The following is a 16,592-nucleotide window of genomic DNA, read 5'->3' on the forward strand; positions in this document are numbered from 1 at the left end:
GGGCCGAGGCCGTCCGGCGCGGGGCCCGGAACACCCCGTACGGGGCCGGGGGCGCCCGCATGAAGGGCTCGGGCCGTCCCGTGGCGGGGCCCGGAGCGCCCCGCCACCACGCCCGCGACTCTCCGTCCCGAAGCTCCGGACGCCCCGTGACGAAGCCCCGGACACTCCGTACGAAGCGGTACGCCGGGGCGGCACGCCGTACCCCCGCGTGGCGCGGGCGCGGCGGCCCGATAGCCTTCGGCTCATGACCGTTGCGTTCTTCTCCGGCTCGCGCCGCCGGGCCGCCGTCGCCCTCGGGGCCGTCTCCGCCGGGCTCCTCGTACTCTCCGCCTGCGACAAGCCGACTCCGCTCGCGACCCTGACGGTCGGGACCGAATCGGTGAACACCGAGGCCGCCTGCTACAACGACGGCGACGCCATCAAGGAGTCGCAGATCCAGCAGTGCCTCAACAAGAAGGCCGAGAAGACCATCACGGTCTCCGCGGACGACAAGATCCGCTTCGGCGTGGACCCGAAGATCGCGGACAACGGCTGGACGATCTTCCTCGGCGGCCAGCAGGCCGAGCCCGAGCCGTACAAGAAGACGTACCGGACCATCCCGGCCAGCGCCTTCTTCTCCAGCCAGACCGGCGAGGCCACCGACAAGACCCAGGTGACCATCGTCGAGAACACCGGCAAGAAGCTGACCGGCGTCTGGCACTTCCAGCTGAAGAAGGACTCCTGATCCGCCGGTGGTCCACCGGATCCTGATCGTGACGGCCGTGGCGGCGGAGGCGGACTCCGTCGCCGCCGGCCTCGGCCCCGGCGGCCCTGAGCTCCTCCCGCTGCCGGGGGGCCTCGTCCTGCGCCGCCACGACCGCGTCGACGTCCTCGTCGGCGGGGTCGGCCCCGCGGCCGTCGCCGCCGCGACGGGGACGGCCCTCGCGTGCGAGGCCCTCGCCGGGGGCGGCTACGGCCTCGTCGTCTCCGCCGGGATCGCCGGCGGGTTCCGGCCGGCCGCGCCGCTCGGGTCCGTGGTCGTGTCCTCGGCGATCGTCGCCGCCGACCTCGGGGCCGAGACCCCGGACGGGTACCTCGCCGTCGAGGAGCTCGGCTTCGGCCGCTCCGTCCACCCCGTGTCCGAGGCGCTCACCGGCCGGATCACGGCCGCCCTGGACGCCGGCGGCCCGCCGCACGCCCTCGCGCCCGTCCTCACCGTCTCCACCGTCACCGGCACCGCCCGCCGCGCCGCCGAACTCGCGGAGCGCCATCCGGGGGCCGCCGCCGAGGCGATGGAGGGCTTCGGCGTCGCCGAGGCCGCCGCCGCGCACGGCGTGCCGGTCGTCGAGATCCGGGCCGTGTCGAACGCCGTCGGGCCGCGCGACCGCGCCGCCTGGCGCATCGGCGAGGCCCTGGGCGCCCTCCGGCACACCTTCGAGCTGCTCGGCCGTACCGTCTTCGTGGAGGCGCACGCGTGGAACTGAAGATCGCCTACTCGCCCTGCCCGAACGACACCTTCGTCTTCGACGCCTGGGCGCACGGCCGGGTCCCGGGCGCGCCCCGGCTCGACGTGACGTTCGCGGACATCGACGTCACCAACGGCTGGGCGGAGGGCGGCACCGACACGCACGACGTCCTGAAGGTGTCGTACGCCGTGCTGCCGTGGATCCTCGACGAGTACGCCCTGCTGCCCTGCGGCGGCGCCCTGGGCCGCGGCTGCGGCCCGCTGGTGCTGACGCGGGACGCGCACACGGACCTCACGGGGAGGACGGTCGCGGTGCCGAGCGAGCGCTCCACCGCGTACCTGCTGTTCCGGCTGTGGGCGGCCGAGACGGTGCCCGGGGGCGTCGGCGAGGTCGTCGTGATGCCGTTCCACGAGATCATGCCCGCCGTGCGGGACGGGAAGGTCGACGCGGGGCTCGTCATCCACGAGGCCCGCTTCACGTACAAGGACTACGGGCTGCACTGCCTCGCCGACATGGGCGAGCACTGGGAGTCCACGACCGGGCTCCCGATCCCGTTGGGGGCGATCGTCGCCCGCCGTTCGCTGGGCGCCGGGACCCTCCGGCTGCTCGCCGAGTCCGCCCGCGCGTCGGTACGGATGGCCTGGGACGACCCCGAGGCCTCCCGGCCGTACGTCCTGGAGCACGCCCAGGAGATGGACCCGAAGGTGGCCGACCAGCACATCGGTCTCTACGTGAACGAGTTCACGGCCGACCTCGGCGAGCGCGGCTACGCGGCGGTCCGCGGGCTGCTCACGCGGGCCGCGGCCGAGGGGCTCGTACCGCCCCTCGGCCCGGACGCGCTGCGGTTCCCGTGAGGGGAGCGCCGGACGGGGTCCGGCAGCCGCCCGAAGTCCGCGGAGCAGCGCGGGGGCGGCCGGAGGACTAGACGTCGAGCTGGTCGGCGACCGCGCGGAGCAGGCCGGCGATCTTCTTGCCCGCCGCCTTCTCCGGGTAGCGGCCGCGCTCCAGCATCGGCGTGATGTTCTCCAGGAGCGTCGTCAGGTCCTGCACGATGGACGCCAGCTCGTCGGGCTTGCGGCGCTGCGCCGCGGCGACGGACGGGGTCGGGTCGAGGACCGTGACGGACAGCGCCTGGTCGCCTCGCTGACCTGCGACGACCCCGAACTCCACCCTCTGCCCCGGCTTCAGTGCGTCGACTCCGGCGGGGAGCACCGACGAGTGGACGAAGACGTCGCCGCCGTCGTCGCGGGAGAGAAAGCCGAAGCCCTTCTCGCTGTTGAACCATTTGACCTTGCCGGTAGGCACGTCTGTCCTCGTCCTCGTCCTCGTCGATGGGGATGGCAAACGGCGGGTCGTCGACCGACCCGCCGGCACCAGGCTAATGCTCAGGAGGCCGGTGACAAGACGCCGCCTGCGTGTTCCTCCGGCCTGGGAACTACCCTGGCCGGATGCGTAGTGAAACCCCCGCCGCGCCGGTGGACGACAGTGCCCCGGGTGACGGTCTGGTCAAGGCCGGTGTGGTCCTGTTCGCGATCGGCGCGGTCGCGACGCTGGTCACCGTGGCCCCGCTGTTCCTCGGGACGGACCCGTTCCCCACCGTCGCGTACCTCGTGTCGATGCTGATGGGGGTCGGATTCCTCGTCGCCGCCGCCGGGCTCCTGCGTTCGGTCGCGGCCCAGCGGCGGCAGGCCCGAAAGGCTTCGGCCGCGGCCGCTCAGCCCCGGTAGCCCTCCCACCAGGGACGGAAGTCCGTCAGGTCCGTCAGGACCACGTCCGCGCCGGCCGCGGCCAGCTCCTCGGCGGGGCAGGGACCGGTCGCGACGGCCACCGAGTAGGCGCCCGCGGTGGCGGCGCCCCGGACGTCGCCCACGTGGTCGCCGACGTACACCCCGGCGCCGTGCGCGCGCAGGGCCTTCGCCTTGCCCTCGGCCCACAGGCCGCCGGCGACCGCGTCGGGCTCGATGCCGAGGTGGGCGAGGTGCAGCTCGGCGTGCGGGCCGTTCTTCGCGGTGACGACGATCGTGCGGCCGCCCGCCTCGCGCACGGCCTCGATCGCGTCCCGGGCCCCCGGCATCGGGACGGTGGGCCCGATCGCGTACGAGGGGTAGAGCGCCCGGTAGCGGGCGGTCATCTCCGTGACGTGCTCGGCGGGGAACCAGTGCGCCATCTCCTGCTCCAGCGGCGGCCCGAGGCGGCTCACGACGAGGTCGGCGTCGATCGGGACGCCCGTCTCGGCGGAGAAGGCGACGAAGGCCGCCTTGATGCCGGGACGGGTGTCGAGCAGCGTCAGGTCGAGGTCGAAGCCGACGGTGAGCGGGTTCGTGGGCGCGGTTGTCATGGGCTCATTCTCGCTGTCCCCGGGGGCCGGGTGTTCGAATAAGGGCGCTGCTTAGACTGAGGTGAGCCTAACCAAACCTGTACTCCGCCGATGGGGCCCGATGCCAGCCGCTTTCCGAACCAGACGGGTCCTCGCGACCTCGGCGGCCCTCGTCGCCCTGCTCCTCGCCGTCCTCCTCAGCCTCGCCGTCGGCGCCCGTCCCGTCGCGCCCTCCACCGTCCTCGACGCCCTGCTGCACGGCGCCACCGGCGACGACGCCGAGGTCGTCCGGCAGCTCCGCGTCCCCCGCACCCTCATCGGGCTGATGGTCGGCGCCGCCCTCGCGCTCGCCGGCACCGCCCTCCAGGGCATCACCCGCAACCCGATCGCCGACCCCGGCATCCTCGGCATCAGCCAGGGCTCCTCCGTCGCGGTCGTCCTCGCCATCGCCTTCCTCGGCGTGCACGAGCTCAGCGGGTACGTGTGGTTCGCCTTCGCCGGCGCCGCCCTCGCCTCCGTCGCCGTCCACGCGATCGCCTCCGGCGGGCGCGGCGGGGCCACCCCCGTGAAACTGGCGCTCGGCGGGGCCGCGATCAACGCGCTGCTGCTCTCCGTCACCACCGGCGTCCTCACGACCAGGGCCTCCGCCCTCGACGAGTTCCGGTTCTGGCAGATCGGCTCCCTCGACGGACGCGACACCGAGATCGTCGGCCGCGTCTGGCCCTTCCTGCTGCTCGGCGCCGTCCTCGTCGTCTCCGTGGCGCGCGGGCTCGACGCCCTCGCCCTCGGCGAGGACGTCGCCAAGGGGCTCGGCCAGCGCGTCGCGACCGTACGGATCGTCGGCGGGCTCGGCGCGACCGTCCTCACCGGCACGGCCGTCGCCGCCGCCGGCCCCGTCGCCTTCGTCGGCCTCGCCGTCCCCCACATCGCCCGCGCGATCGTCGGCTCCGACCACCGCTGGGTCCTGCCGATGGCCGCGCTCGTCGGCCCGGTGATGCTGCTCGTCGCCGACGTCGCCGGCCGGATCGTCTTCCCGCCGGGCGAGATCCCGGCCGGGGTGATGACGGCCCTGATCGGCGTGCCGTTCCTGGTGACGCTGGTACGGCGGAAGGCGGTGGCGGCGTGAGCGCGATCCCGACCGGCGGGCCGTCCCCGGCCCCGCTCGTACGGCGGAAGGCGGTGGCGGCGTGAGCACGACCCTGCCGGTCCCGCCCGCGAAGGATCCGTCCGCGAGGGGCGCGGCCCCCGCCGGACTCCTCCGCGCCGGACGGGCCTCCTTCCTCGTCCACCGCCGCTCCGCCCTCGTCGCCACGGGCCTCCTGGCCCTCCTGGCCGCCGCCTGCGTCGCGTACCTCTGCGTCGGCGAGCGGTTCGTCGCGCCCGGCGAGGTCGTGCGGATCCTCCTCGGCCGGCCGTCGACGTCGGCGTTCGTCGTCGAGGAGCTGCGCGAGCCGCGGCTCGTCGTCGCCCTCGCCGTCGGCGCCGCCTTCGGCATCGCGGGCGGCCTCGTCCAGACCGTCGCCCGCAACCCGCTCGCCAGCCCCGACATCATCGGCATCAGCCAGGGCGCCGGAGCCGTCACCGTCGCCGCGATGACCTTCGGCCTCACCTCGTACGCCGTCCTGCCGTACGTCTCCGTCGCGGGCGGCGTCCTCGCCGCCGCCCTCGTGTACGCCTTCGCCTGGCGCGGCGGACTGCACGCGACCCGCTTCGTGCTCATCGGCATCGGCATCGCGGTCGCGCTGCGGTCCCTCATCACGCTCTTCATGACGAAGGGCGACTACCTCGTCGCCCAGCAGGCCCAGATCTGGATGACCGGCTCCCTCAACGGCCGCGGCTGGGACGAGTCCGCGCCCATCCGCTGGACGCTGCTCCTCCTGCTGCCCGCCGTGCTGTGGGCGGCCCGCGCCCAGCGGACCGTCTCCCTCGACGACGACACGGCGACCGCGCTCGGCGCACGGCTCGGCGGCGTCCGGCTCGGGCTCGTCGCCGTCGGCGTCGTCCTCGCGTCCGTGGCGACGGGCGTCGCCGGACCGGTCGACTTCGTCGCCCTGCTCGCCCCGCAGATCGCCCGCCGCACCGCCCGGACGGCGCAGATCCCGCTGCTCTGCTCCGCGCTCACCGGCGCGGTGATCGTGGTCGTCGCCGACCTGCTCGGCCGACGGCTGTTCTCCCCCGTCGAACTGCCCGTGGGCGTCCTCACGGCGGCGGTCGGCGCCCCGTACCTGATCTGGCTCATCGTCCGGAGCCGAGCCACTGGAGGTGCTTCGTGAGCAGACTGCGGGCCCGCGAGCTGACGCTCGCCTACGAGGACCGGACCGTCGTCGAGGAGCTCGACCTCGCGGTCCCCGACGGCAGGGTGACCGTGATCGTCGGCCCCAACGCCTGCGGCAAGTCCACGACGCTGCGGGCGCTCGGGCGGCTGCTGAAGCCGGCGGGCGGCGCCGTCCTCCTCGACGGGGAGTCGCTGGCGAAGCTCCCGACCAAGCGGATCGCCCGCTCGATCGGCCTGCTGCCGCAGACCCCCGTCGCGCCCGAGGCCATCACCGTCGCCGACCTGGTGTCCCGGGGCCGCCAGCCGCACCAGGCCTGGTGGAGGCAGTGGTCGGAGGAGGACGAGCGGGCCGTCGCCGACGCCATGTCCCGTACGGACGTGACCGCCCTCGCCGACCGGCCCGTCGACGCGCTGTCGGGCGGGCAGCGGCAGCGGGTGTGGATCGCGATGGCCCTCGCCCAGGAGACCGACCTGCTCCTCCTCGACGAGCCCACCACCTACCTGGACATCTCCCACCAGGTGGAGGTCCTCGACCTGGTCCGCCGCCTCAACCGGCTGCGCGGCCGGACCGTCGTCCTCGTCCTCCACGACCTGAACCAGGCCGCCCGGTACGCCGACCACCTCGTCGCCATGAAGGCGGGGCGGGTGGTCGCGGAGGGGCCGCCGTCGGAGATCGTCACGGAGTCCCTCGTACGGGACGTCTTCGGGCTCTCGTCGGTCGTCGTCCCCGACCCGGTCACGGGGTCACCCCTGGTGGTGCCGGGGGCACCGTGGCACGCGGAGGAGCGGGTCCCCGACTGACCCGGCCCGCTCGGCCCCGGGCCCCGCCCCGGGGCCCGGGGCCCGGGGCCCGGGGCGCGCCGGGTTCAGCGGCGGCGGGAGCGCCAGAGGAGGAAGAGGGACGAGGCGATCGCCGCGCCCCGGAGGGTCCAGGGCCAGGTCTCGGAGATCGCCGCGCCCATCGCCTCCCCGCCCGGCGCCACCGCCTCCCCCCAGCGGCCCTCGACGCGGCCCCAGATCCAGGCGGCCCCGCCGGCGGCGGCGAGGCCGGGGATCACCAGGACGGCGGTCCTGATCTCGCCCTGGGTCAGCCGGCGGGAGGAGTACGCGAGGAGCCAGCCCGCCGCGAGGGCGATCAGCGAGCCGAAGACGGCCCCGCCCAGCAGGAGCAGCGCGGCGAGCAGGACGAAGGGGTTCGCGAGGCGGGCCCGGGTGCGGGGTGCCGCCGCCGGTTCCGCCCCGGCCTCCGGCTCCTCGGGGGCCGGGGCCCCGGCCTTGCGGAGCCGGAGGATCCGCGCCAGGCGGCGGGCCTTCCCCGGCGCGGGCTCCTCGGCCTCGTCCTTCTCGTCCTCCGCCGGAGCGGGCGGCGCGAAGAGGTCCGGGCGTTCGACGCCCCCGACGAAGCCCAGGAGTCCGAGGTCGTCGGCGTCCGTGTTCCACCAGTCCGCCGCCGTGCCGTCGGGGTCCCGTCCGCCCTGGGCCGGGATCGCAGGGACCTCGGAGGCCTCGGAGGCCTCGGAGGCCTCCGAGGCCTCGGTGGCCCGGGGGGGCCGGGGGGCCGACGCGCCGGAGGTCCCGCTCCGATTTCCGGGGGTCCCGGTCGCGCCCCCTCCGTCCTCCCCCGCCCGCGGCTCCGGCATCCGCGGCCCCGCCCGGTCCACGACCTCGTCCGGAGTGCCCAGGGCGCCGAGGATGCCCCGCACCGCCGCCGTGCTCTCCTCGCCCCGTGTGGCGCGCCGACGGTCGATCTCGTCGCGCAGGCCGGACACGAGCTTCCGCCGGTCGCTCGCCGGCAGCTGCCGCTGCTGGGCCAGATCGCCGACCCGGCTCAGATAGTCGTAGACCAACTGGTCGCTCTCGATCCCCACGGCGCCCCTCCACGGCCGGTCCACCCGGTACGGCCCGACGTTAGCGCCTGAACAGCGGCTAACGTGGTCCGGATGGGGATCGGTGAGCTCGACCGGGAGGCGCACGTGCCCGAAGCAACCAGCGCCGGCGCGGCGCCGCGCACGCTCGCGGAGGCGCTGCGCGCGCGGGGCGACGAAGGGCTCGCCGCGCTGCTGCGCGCCCGGCCCGACCTGCTGAGTCCCGTACCGAACGACCTGACGCAGCTGGCGACCCGCGCGGGCACGCGGGGTTCGGTGGTGCGGGCGCTGGAGCGGCTCGACCGGTTCGCCCTCCAGACGGCCGAGGCGCTGGCCGTCGCCCCGGACCCCGCCCCGTACCCCGTACTGCTCGCGCTGCTCGCCGGCGACGAGGGCGACCCGGCGATCGAGGCGGCGCTGCCGGGCGCGGTGGCGCTGCTGCGCGAGCAGGCCCTCGTGTGGGGCGAGGACGACCGGCTGCGGCTGGTGCGGACCGCGCGGGAGCTGCTCGCGCCCTCGGCCCAGCATCCGTCGCCGACCGGGCTCGGGCCGACGGTCGCGGAGGCGACGGCGGGGATGTCGCCGGGCCGGGTGCAGGAGATCATCGCGGCGGCCGGGCTGTCGGCGACGCACGATCCGGTGTCGGCGGTGGCGGCGCTCACGGAGCTGTTCACCGACCGGGCGCGGATGGGCGCGCTGCTCGACGAGGCGTCCCCGGAGGCCCTCTCCGTCCTGGACCGGCTGGTGTGGGGTCCGCCGTACGGCGAGGTGACGGCGAATCCGGCGCCTCCGGTGCGCTGGCTGCGCGACCGGGGGCTGCTGCTGCCGGTGTCGGCACGGACGATGGTGCTGCCGCGCGAGGTGGCGCTGCACCTGCGGGGCGGGCGGGCGCACCGGGCGCCGGAGCCGGTGGCGCCGGTGGTGGAGGTGGCGCGCGAGTACCGTCCCCAGGTGGTGGACAGCGCCGCCGCCGGGCAGGCGTACACGGCGCTCGCGACCGTCGAGGAGCTGCTGAAGTCCTGGGACCAGGGCGGTCCGCAGGTGCTGCGGGCGGGCGGGATGTCCGTACGGGACCTCAAGCGGACGGCGGCGGCCCTCGACGTGACGGAGCAGGTCGCCGCGTTCTGGCTGGAGCTGTGCTTCGGGGCGGGGCTGCTGGCCTCGGACGGGGAGGCGGACGAGCGGTACGCGCCGACGCCCGCGTACGACGACTGGCTCGACCTGCCGCCCGCCGAGCGCTGGGCGCGGCTCGTCGCGCCCTGGCTCACGGCGACCCGCACGGCGGGCCTGGTGGGCGGCCAGGACGCGAAGGGCCGCACGCTCGCCGTTCTCGGCCCGGATCTGGACCGCGCGGCCGCGCCGGAGGTCCGCCACCGGGTCCTGGAGCTCCTCGCGACCCTGCCGCCGGGCGCCGCGGCCGATCCCGGGACGGTGTTCGCCCGGCTGCGCTGGGAGCGGCCGCCGCGGGGCGCGGCGCAGCCGGTCCCGCCGCGCGCGCCGCAGGCCGCGGCCGGGACGGACGAGACCACCGGAACCGGCACCGGCACCCGCCCCGAGGCCCACGGCGACCTGCGGTCCCGGCTCGCGCGGTGGGCGCTCGCCGAGGCCGAGCTGCTGGGGCTCACGGGCCGGGGCGCGCTCGCGTCGCCCGCCCGGGCGCTGCTCAACCTGCCGCTGGCGGAGGCGGCGACGCCCACCGACCACGGGGGCCGGGTCGAGCTGTCGGTGGCCGCCGGGCGGGCGGCGACCCTGCTCGCGCCGCTGCTTCCGGAGGCCGTCGACCACGTGCTGCTCCAGGCCGACCTGACGGCCGTCGCGCCCGGGCCGTTGCGGCGGCCGCTGGCCGACGCGCTCGCGGTCCTGGCGGACGTGGAATCGAAGGGTGGCGCGACGGTGTACCGGTTCACGCCCGGTTCCGTGCGGCGCGCCCTCGACTCGGGGCGGTCGGCCTCCGACCTGCACGACTTCCTGGCCGCGCACTCCCGGACGCCGGTGCCGCAGCCGCTCGCGTATCTGATCGACGACGTGGCCAGGAGGCACGGCCATCTGCGGGTCGGGGCGGCCTCCGCGTACGTGCGCTGCGACGACGACACCGTCCTCGGCGAGATCCTGGCCGACCGGCGCTCCGCCGCCCTGGGCCTGCGCCGCCTCGCGCCGACGGTGCTCGCGGCACAGACGGACCCGGCGTCGCTGCTGGAGGGGCTGCGGTCGATGGGGTACGCCCCGGCGGCCGAGTCCGCCGAGGGCGACGTCCTGGTCACCCGCGCCGACGCGTACCGCACGCCCGCCCGGACGGCCCCGGCGCCCGTCCCGGAGGGCCCGCCGGTCCCCGACACGACGCTCCTCGGCGCGGCGGTGAGGGCGATCCGGGCGGGCGACCGGGCGGCGACGGCGGTACGGAAGGAGCCCGCAGCGCCCGTGGCGTCGGCGGGCGGCCTCCCGCGCACCTCGGCGGCCGAGACCCTGGCGACGGTCCAGGCGGCGGCGATGACGGGCACGGCGGTCTGGATCGGCTACGTCAACGCGGAGGGCGCGGCGAGCCAGCGCGTCATCGCCCCGGTCCGCGTCGAGGGCGGCTTCGTGACGGGCTACGACCACACGGCCGACGAGGTCCGCACGTACCCCCTGCACCGGATCACGGGCGTGGCGGAACTGGCGGACGACCAGGTGTGACGGGGGCCGGGGTCGGTCCGGTTCCGGCACCGGGCGGACCCGTTCCCCGGCGGCGGCGCGTTCGGCCGGCGCGAGCAGGCCGAGCACGCGGCGCAGGCGGGGCTTGCCGGCCGCGTGCGGTTCCGTGCGGTCCACGTACGTCCCGGGGCCGCTCCCCGGGCCGACGGCCCCATGGGTCTCCGTCGGTCCGGGCGTGCCGGTGATCAGCGCGACCGTGGTCCCGGACGGGCCCTCGCACCACGCGCCGTGCACCCGTCACACGGGCGTCGCACGCCCGGAACGCCGGGCACGACCATGCTGCACACTGGAGGATTGGCCGTCACCGAAAGCGGCCCGGGAAGGACCAGATCGCACGTGAATGGGCCACTCATCGTCCAGAGCGACAAGACGCTGCTCCTGGAGGTCGACCACGAGCTCGCCGAGGCCTGTCGGCGGGCCATCGCGCCGTTCGCGGAGCTGGAGCGGGCTCCGGAGCACATCCACACCTACCGGGTGACGCCGCTGGGGCTGTGGAACGCGCGGGCCGCGGGGCACGACGCCGAGCAGGTCGTCGACGCGCTCGTCGAGTACTCGCGGTACCCCGTGCCGCACGCGCTGCTCGTCGACATCGCCGAGACCATGGCCCGGTACGGGCGGCTCACGCTCTCCAAGCACCCCACGCACGGGCTCGTGCTGACCTCGACCGACCGGCCCGTCCTGGAGGAGATCCTCCGGTCGAAGAAGGTGCAGCCGCTGGTCGGGGAGCGGATCGACGCGGACACCGTGGCCGTGCACCCCTCCGAGCGCGGGCAGATCAAGCAGACGCTGCTGAAGCTGGGCTGGCCGGCCGAGGACCTCGCCGGCTACGTGGACGGGGAGGCGCACCGGATCGACCTCGCCGAGGACGGCTGGTCGCTGCGCCCGTACCAGAAGCAGGCCGTCGACGGCTTCTGGCACGGCGGCTCGGGTGTCGTCGTGCTGCCGTGCGGCGCGGGCAAGACGCTGGTCGGGGCCGGGGCGATGGCCCAGGCGAAGGCGACGACGCTGATCCTCGTCACGAACACGGTCTCCGCACGGCAGTGGAAGCACGAGCTGGTGAAGCGGACCTCGCTGACCGAGGACGAGATCGGCGAGTACAGCGGCACGCGCAAGGAGATCCGTCCGGTCACCATCGCCACGTACCAGGTGCTCACGACGAAGCGGAAGGGGATCTATCCCCACCTGGAGCTCTTCGACTCCCGGGACTGGGGGCTCATCGTCTACGACGAGGTGCACCTGCTGCCCGCGCCGGTCTTCAAGTTCACCGCCGATCTGCAGGCGCGGCGGCGGCTCGGGCTGACCGCGACGCTCGTGCGGGAGGACGGGCGGGAGTCCGACGTGTTCTCGCTGATCGGACCGAAGCGGTTCGACGCGCCGTGGAAGGAGATCGAGGCGCAGGGGTACATCGCGCCCGCCGACTGCGTCGAGGTGCGGGTGAACCTGACCGACGCGGAGCGGCTCGCGTACGCGACGGCCGAGGCGGAGGAGAAGTACCGCTTCTGCGCGACGACGGCGACGAAGCGGAAGGTGACGGAGGCCCTGGTGAAGAAGTTCGCCGGGCAGCAGATCCTCGTCATCGGGCAGTACATCGACCAGCTGGACGAGCTCGGCGAGCACCTGGACGCACCGGTGATCAAGGGCGAGACGTCGAACGCTCAGCGGGAGAAGCTCTTCGACGCGTTCCGCAACGGCGAGATCAGCGTGCTCGTGGTGTCGAAGGTCGCGAACTTCTCGATCGACCTGCCGGAGGCGACGGTCGCCATCCAGGTGTCGGGCACCTTCGGGTCGCGCCAGGAGGAGGCGCAGCGCCTGGGCCGGGTGCTACGGCCGAAGGCGGACGGTCACCAGGCGCACTTCTACTCGGTGGTGGCGCGGGACACGATCGACCAGGACTTCGCGGCGCACCGGCAGCGGTTCCTGGCGGAGCAGGGGTACGCGTACCGGATCGTGGACGCGGACGAGCTGCTGGGGTCCTAGCCGCCGCGGCCCGGTCCGTGAGCCGGGGGACGGCTCCGGTGGTCACGGGGGCGCACCGGCGGTGACGGGCGCCCGGCGGGGCGTGGTCGCCCTCGGGTCCCGCGGGGCGGCGAGGGCGGCGAAACGCAGGGGCGGGTCGTGCGGGCCGGGTCGGCGGCCGCGGGCGTCGTCGCGGCCCGGTCCCCTCAGGGCGCGCCGGGCCCGCCCGGGCGTTCCCGTACTCGGTCGGGGCCGGGGGCGTACTCGGGGCGGGGGTTCCGGACTCCCGCCTCCGGCGGTCCGTACCCGCCCAGGAGGGCGACCGTCGCCGCCGCGCCGCCGAAGGCGCGTATCGCGCGGAGGGCGGTGGCGAGGCGGTGGGGGCGGGGGGCGGTGGTCACGCGGGGGCGGGGCGTCGCTGCGGGGAAGGTCGTCGCGGTCATGCCTCCATGATGGAATCCGGACATTGCGGATACATCGGCCTGGGGGTGGAACCCGGGTCCCCCTCGCGTCGGACCCCTCCCCCTAGGGGGAAAAGGATTCGCCCCGGCCGACCGCCGGAGCTACACTCGTCCGCTTCCCCGCCTCCCTCCGTGGAGCGCCGCCGTCCGGTCGGAAACCGGCGGCCACTCCGTCGTGTCCGCGTATCCACCTGCCCGGAGGCTTCACCGTGTCCGCATCCGATCCGTCCGACCCGTCCGACCCGCTCGCGCGCGAGCGCGCCCATCTGACCTCGTCCCGCGCCGCGCTGCGCGCGATGCGGGAGGACGTCGAGGCGCTCGACATCAAGGACGTCACCGCGAACTGGGTCAACTCCCTGGTGCTCGGGCGGCAGATCGAGGAGCGGATCAAGGCGCTCGCGGACCTCGCCGACACCCCGCTCTTCTTCGGGCGGCTCGACTACCTGCACACCACGCAGGAGGGCCAGCGGTTCTACATCGGGCGGCGGCACGTCCACGACGCCGACGGCGATCCGATGGTGATCGACTGGCGTGCGCCGGTCTCGCAGCCGTACTACCAGGCGTCGAAGAAGGACCCGCAGGACGTGGGCCTGCGGCGACGCTTCGGGTACACGGGCGGCGAACTCACCGCGTACGAGGACGAGCACCTCTCCGACCCGGAGGAACTCGAACGCACCAGCCGCCTCCTCCAGGCCGAGATCGAGCGGCCCCGCGTCGGCCCCATGCGCGACATCGTCGCCACCATCCAGCCGGAGCAGGACGGCATCGTCCGCTCCGACCTGTCGGGAACGGTGTGCGTGCAGGGAGGGCCGGGCACCGGGAAGACGGCCGTCGGCCTGCACCGTGTCGCGTACCTGCTCTACGCGCACCGGGAGCGGCTCGCCCGCACCGGCACCCTGGTCATCGGGCCGAACCGTTCCTTCCTCCACTACATCGAGCAGGTCCTGCCCGCGCTCGGCGAACTGGAGGTCCGGCAGGCGACGGTCGACGACCTCGTCGCGCACGTCGAGGTGCGGGGCACGGACGAGGCGGCGACGGCGGTCGTGAAGGGCGACGCCCGGATGGCGGAGGTGCTGCGGCGGGCGGTCCGCTCGCACGTGACGCTGCCGGAGGAACCCCTGACGGTGGTGCGCGGCTCCCGGCGCTGGCGGGTCCCGGCGCACGAACTTGAGCAGATCGTAAGGGAGTTGCTCGACCGCGACATCCGGTACGGCGCCGCCCGCGAGGCCCTCCCGCAGCGCGTCGCGCACGCCGTCCTGGTCCGGATGGAGGAGGCCGGCGAGGCGCCCGACGACCGCGTGCAGAACGCGGTCGCGCGGAACACGGCGGTGAAGGCCCTGGTGAAGGAGTGCTGGCCGCTCGTCGAGCCCGCGAAGCTGGTCCTGCGGCTGCTGAGCGACGCCGACTTCCTCGCCGAGCACGCCGAGGGACTGCTCACCGAGGACGAGCAGAAGCTGCTGCTGTGGGCGAAGCCGGCGCGGAGCGCGAGGGCGGCGAAGTGGTCGGCGGCGGACGCCGTCCTCATCGACGAGGCGAAGGACCTGGTGGAGCGGACGCACTCGCTCGGGCACGTGGTCCTCGACGAGGCGCAGGACCTGTCCCCCATGCAGTACCGGGCGGTGGGCCGCCGCTGCACGACCGGTTCGGCGACGGTCCTGGGCGACCTGGCGCAGGGCACGACGCCGTGGGCGACGGAGAGCTGGGCGCAGGCGCTCGGGCACCTGGGGAAGCCGGAGGCGGTGGTGGAGGAGCTGACGGCCGGTTTCCGCGTGCCGCGCGAGGTGATCGCGTACGCCTCGCGGCTCCTTCCGCACATGTCGCCGGGGCTCGCGGCGGTGGAGTCGGTCCGGGAGAACCCGGGCTCGCTGGAGGTCCGTTCCGGTGACGCGCTCGACGAGGACGTCGTCGCGGCCTGCGTCGAGGCGCTGACGCACGAGGGCTCGACCGGCCTGATCGCCGCGGACGCGCGGATCGCGCCGCTCGCGGAGGCGCTGACGGCGGCCGGTCTGGCGTACCTCTCCCCCGGCGAGGAGACGACGGCCGAGTCGCGCCTCACGCTGGTCCCGGCCTCGCTCGCGAAGGGCCTGGAGTACGACTACGTGGTCCTGGACGAGCCGGCGGCCGTCGTCGACGGCGAACCGGACGAGCGGACGGGCCTGCGCCGGCTGTACGTGGCGCTGACGCGTGCGGTGTCGGGCCTGACGGTCGTCCACTCGGCCCCGCTGCCCGAGCAGTTGGGGACCCCGTGACCGCGGTCGGGGCGCTGCACCACGTCGAGCTGTGGGTGGGTGACCTGGCGCGGGCCGAACGCAGCCTCGGCTGGCTGCTCGGGGCGCTCGGATACGCGCCCTTCCAGTCCTGGGAGGGCGGCCGCAGCTGGGCGCTCGGTTCCTGCTACCTGGTCGTGGAGGAGTCCCCGGCCCGTACGTCGGACCGCCACGACCGCCTCCGTCCGGGCCTCAACCACCTGGCCTTCCACGCGGGCGACCGGGCGGCCGTCGACGCCCTCGTCGCCGAGGCCCCGGCGCACGGCTGGCGCCTGCTGTTCGCGGACCGGCACCCGTACGCGGGCGGGGCGGGTCACTACGCGGCGTACCTGGAGGACGAGGACGGCTTCGAGGTGGAGCTGGTGGCGGCGGAACCGGCAGCCCGGGGGTGAGCCGCGCCCCGGGAGTGAGCCGCGCCCCGGAGCGGGTCGTCACGGGGGGTCGGCGAGGGCTTCGGTGAAGGTGCGGCGGGCGACCGCGGCCAGGACGGGGTTCTCGACGCGGTAGTACTGCTCCGTCATCAGGCCCCAGGAGAGCGCCCAGCCACGGCCCCGTGCCCAGGTCGCGCCGTCGACCCCGGCGGCTTCCCGGAAGAGGGGCCGGGTCCCGGCGGTGAGCAGCGTCCAGGCGCACATCATGTCGGCGGCGGGGTCCCCGGTGCCGAGGCCGCCGAAGTCGATGACAGCGGTCAGGCGTCCGGCGCGGCCGAGGAGGTTGCCGGGCAGCAGGTCGCCGTGGAGCCAGACGGGCTCCCCGTCCCACTCCGGCACCCGCAGCACCGCCTCCCAGGCGGCCGTGGCGGCCCGCGCCGCGGCGGGGTCGTCGGCGCCGAGCACGCGGACCGCCTCCCGCGTCTCCGCGTCGCGCCCGCTCACCGGCCCGCCCCGCCAGGAGGCGGGGCCGCCGGCCGCTCCGGCCTCGCGCAGGGCGACGCCGAAGCGGCCCAACTCGACGGCGGCGTGGGCGAGATCGGTGATCGGCGCGTTGTACGCGTCGTCGCCGTCGAGCCAGGCGAACACCGACCACGGCCGGTCGTACCCCTCCCCCGGCACTCCCCGCCCGACGGGCACGGGCACGGGCAGGGGAAGGTGCGGCGCGAGGCGGGGCAGCCACTTCTGCTCCTTCTCGGCCTGTCCGACGGCCCAGTCGGCCTTCGGCAGCCGTACGGCGTACTCGTCGCCGAGCCGGAACATGACGTTGTCGGTGCCGGCGGAGTCCACCTCCCGCACGGGAAGTCCCGCCCATGCGGGGAACTGGGCGGCGATCAGCCGCTCGACGAGGGCGGTGTCGAGGGCGGGGACGGTCATGCGGTCGA

The 16,592-nt window shown here is 75.3% G+C and carries 16 protein-coding genes; 11 read left to right on the forward strand and 5 right to left on the reverse strand.

What is annotated here, in order from left to right:
- Positions 1-244: 244 nt before the first annotated feature.
- From IE180_RS16610 to IE180_RS16620, 3 genes are read left to right on the forward strand one after another with little or no spacing between them, the layout of a single operon-like run.
- On the forward strand, positions 245-724 hold the full coding sequence (locus IE180_RS16610) for a DUF2771 domain-containing protein (protein ID WP_190157630.1): 480 nt from the start codon (positions 245-247) through the stop codon (positions 722-724).
- A 7-nt stretch (positions 725-731) separates the two neighbouring features.
- Positions 732-1,463 carry a futalosine hydrolase gene (locus tag IE180_RS16615; RefSeq protein ID WP_190157631.1) on the forward strand — a complete coding sequence of 244 codons (732 nt, stop codon included), beginning with the start codon at positions 732-734 and terminating at the stop codon, positions 1,461-1,463.
- Positions 1,454-2,299 carry a 1,4-dihydroxy-6-naphtoate synthase gene (locus IE180_RS16620; protein WP_190157632.1) on the forward strand — a complete coding sequence of 282 codons (846 nt, stop codon included), beginning with the start codon at positions 1,454-1,456 and terminating at the stop codon, positions 2,297-2,299. The genes IE180_RS16615 and IE180_RS16620 overlap by 10 nt, the downstream gene beginning before the upstream one ends.
- A 67-nt stretch (positions 2,300-2,366) precedes the next feature.
- Here IE180_RS16620 and IE180_RS37365 read toward each other — a convergent pair whose 3' ends face one another.
- Positions 2,367-2,750 (reverse strand): cold-shock protein, encoded by a 384-nt coding sequence (locus IE180_RS37365; protein WP_190157633.1) that lies wholly within the window; start codon positions 2,748-2,750, stop codon positions 2,367-2,369.
- A gap of 143 nt (positions 2,751-2,893) precedes the next feature.
- On the opposite strand from IE180_RS37365, the gene IE180_RS16630 reads away from it, so the two are divergent.
- Positions 2,894-3,172: a hypothetical protein gene (locus tag IE180_RS16630; RefSeq protein ID WP_190157634.1), complete on the forward strand. Its 279-nt coding sequence runs from the start codon at positions 2,894-2,896 to the stop codon at positions 3,170-3,172.
- On the opposite strand, the gene IE180_RS16635 is transcribed toward IE180_RS16630, so the two are convergent.
- Positions 3,160-3,783 (reverse strand): HAD family hydrolase, encoded by a 624-nt coding sequence (locus IE180_RS16635; protein WP_190157635.1) that lies wholly within the window; start codon positions 3,781-3,783, stop codon positions 3,160-3,162. The two genes, IE180_RS16630 and IE180_RS16635, sit on opposite strands and share 13 nt — an antisense overlap.
- 100 nt (positions 3,784-3,883) lie before the next feature.
- On the opposite strand from IE180_RS16635, the gene IE180_RS16640 reads away from it, so the two are divergent.
- The 3 genes from IE180_RS16640 to IE180_RS16650 all read left to right on the forward strand — a co-directional run bounded on the left by IE180_RS16640 (position 3,884) and on the right by IE180_RS16650 (position 6,838).
- A complete protein-coding gene (locus IE180_RS16640; protein WP_190157636.1) occupies positions 3,884-4,888 on the forward strand; it encodes a FecCD family ABC transporter permease in 1,005 nt (334 codons plus the stop codon).
- A 61-nt stretch (positions 4,889-4,949) separates the two neighbouring features.
- The gene (locus IE180_RS16645; protein WP_373302787.1) at positions 4,950-6,035 is read left to right on the forward strand and encodes a FecCD family ABC transporter permease; all 1,086 of its coding nucleotides are present in this window, start codon (positions 4,950-4,952) and stop codon (positions 6,033-6,035) included.
- Positions 6,032-6,838 carry an ABC transporter ATP-binding protein gene (locus tag IE180_RS16650; RefSeq protein ID WP_190157637.1) on the forward strand — a complete coding sequence of 269 codons (807 nt, stop codon included), beginning with the start codon at positions 6,032-6,034 and terminating at the stop codon, positions 6,836-6,838. The genes IE180_RS16645 and IE180_RS16650 overlap by 4 nt, the downstream gene beginning before the upstream one ends.
- A 65-nt stretch (positions 6,839-6,903) precedes the next feature.
- Here the strand turns inward: IE180_RS16650 and IE180_RS16655 are convergent, their stop codons facing one another.
- Complete coding sequence (locus IE180_RS16655; RefSeq protein WP_190157638.1) at positions 6,904-7,905, reverse strand: hypothetical protein; 1,002 nt, start codon at positions 7,903-7,905, stop codon at positions 6,904-6,906.
- Between the two features lie 72 nt (positions 7,906-7,977).
- Here IE180_RS16655 and IE180_RS16660 point away from each other — a divergent pair, with 72 nt between their 5' ends.
- Together IE180_RS16660 and IE180_RS16665 are read left to right on the forward strand one after the other, a co-directional pair.
- Positions 7,978-10,575 carry a helicase-associated domain-containing protein gene (locus IE180_RS16660; protein ID WP_190157639.1) on the forward strand — a complete coding sequence of 866 codons (2,598 nt, stop codon included), beginning with the start codon at positions 7,978-7,980 and terminating at the stop codon, positions 10,573-10,575.
- A 354-nt stretch (positions 10,576-10,929) separates the two neighbouring features.
- Positions 10,930-12,570, forward strand: coding sequence for a DNA repair helicase XPB (locus IE180_RS16665; RefSeq protein ID WP_190157640.1), 1,641 nt, complete (start codon positions 10,930-10,932; stop codon positions 12,568-12,570).
- Positions 12,571-12,755: 185 nt separating this feature from the next.
- Here the strand turns inward: IE180_RS16665 and IE180_RS16670 are convergent, their stop codons facing one another.
- On the reverse strand, positions 12,756-12,992 hold the full coding sequence (locus tag IE180_RS16670) for a hypothetical protein (protein ID WP_190157641.1): 237 nt from the start codon (positions 12,990-12,992) through the stop codon (positions 12,756-12,758).
- Between the two features lie 227 nt (positions 12,993-13,219).
- Here IE180_RS16670 and IE180_RS16675 point away from each other — a divergent pair, with 227 nt between their 5' ends.
- The gene (locus IE180_RS16675) at positions 13,220-15,259 is read left to right on the forward strand and encodes a HelD family protein (protein ID WP_190157642.1); all 2,040 of its coding nucleotides are present in this window, start codon (positions 13,220-13,222) and stop codon (positions 15,257-15,259) included.
- A complete protein-coding gene (locus IE180_RS16680) occupies positions 15,256-15,669 on the forward strand; it encodes a VOC family protein (RefSeq protein ID WP_190157643.1) in 414 nt (137 codons plus the stop codon). Before IE180_RS16675 ends, IE180_RS16680 begins: the two co-directional genes overlap by 4 nt.
- A gap of 39 nt (positions 15,670-15,708) precedes the next feature.
- On the opposite strand, the gene IE180_RS16685 is transcribed toward IE180_RS16680, so the two are convergent.
- The gene (locus IE180_RS16685; RefSeq protein ID WP_190157644.1) at positions 15,709-16,584 is read right to left on the reverse strand and encodes an aminoglycoside phosphotransferase family protein; all 876 of its coding nucleotides are present in this window, start codon (positions 16,582-16,584) and stop codon (positions 15,709-15,711) included.
- Between the last annotated feature and the right edge of the window lie 8 nt (positions 16,585-16,592).

This window comes from Streptomyces litmocidini (assembly GCF_014649755.1).
Lineage (GTDB): Bacteria > Actinomycetota > Actinomycetes > Streptomycetales > Streptomycetaceae > Streptomyces > Streptomyces litmocidini.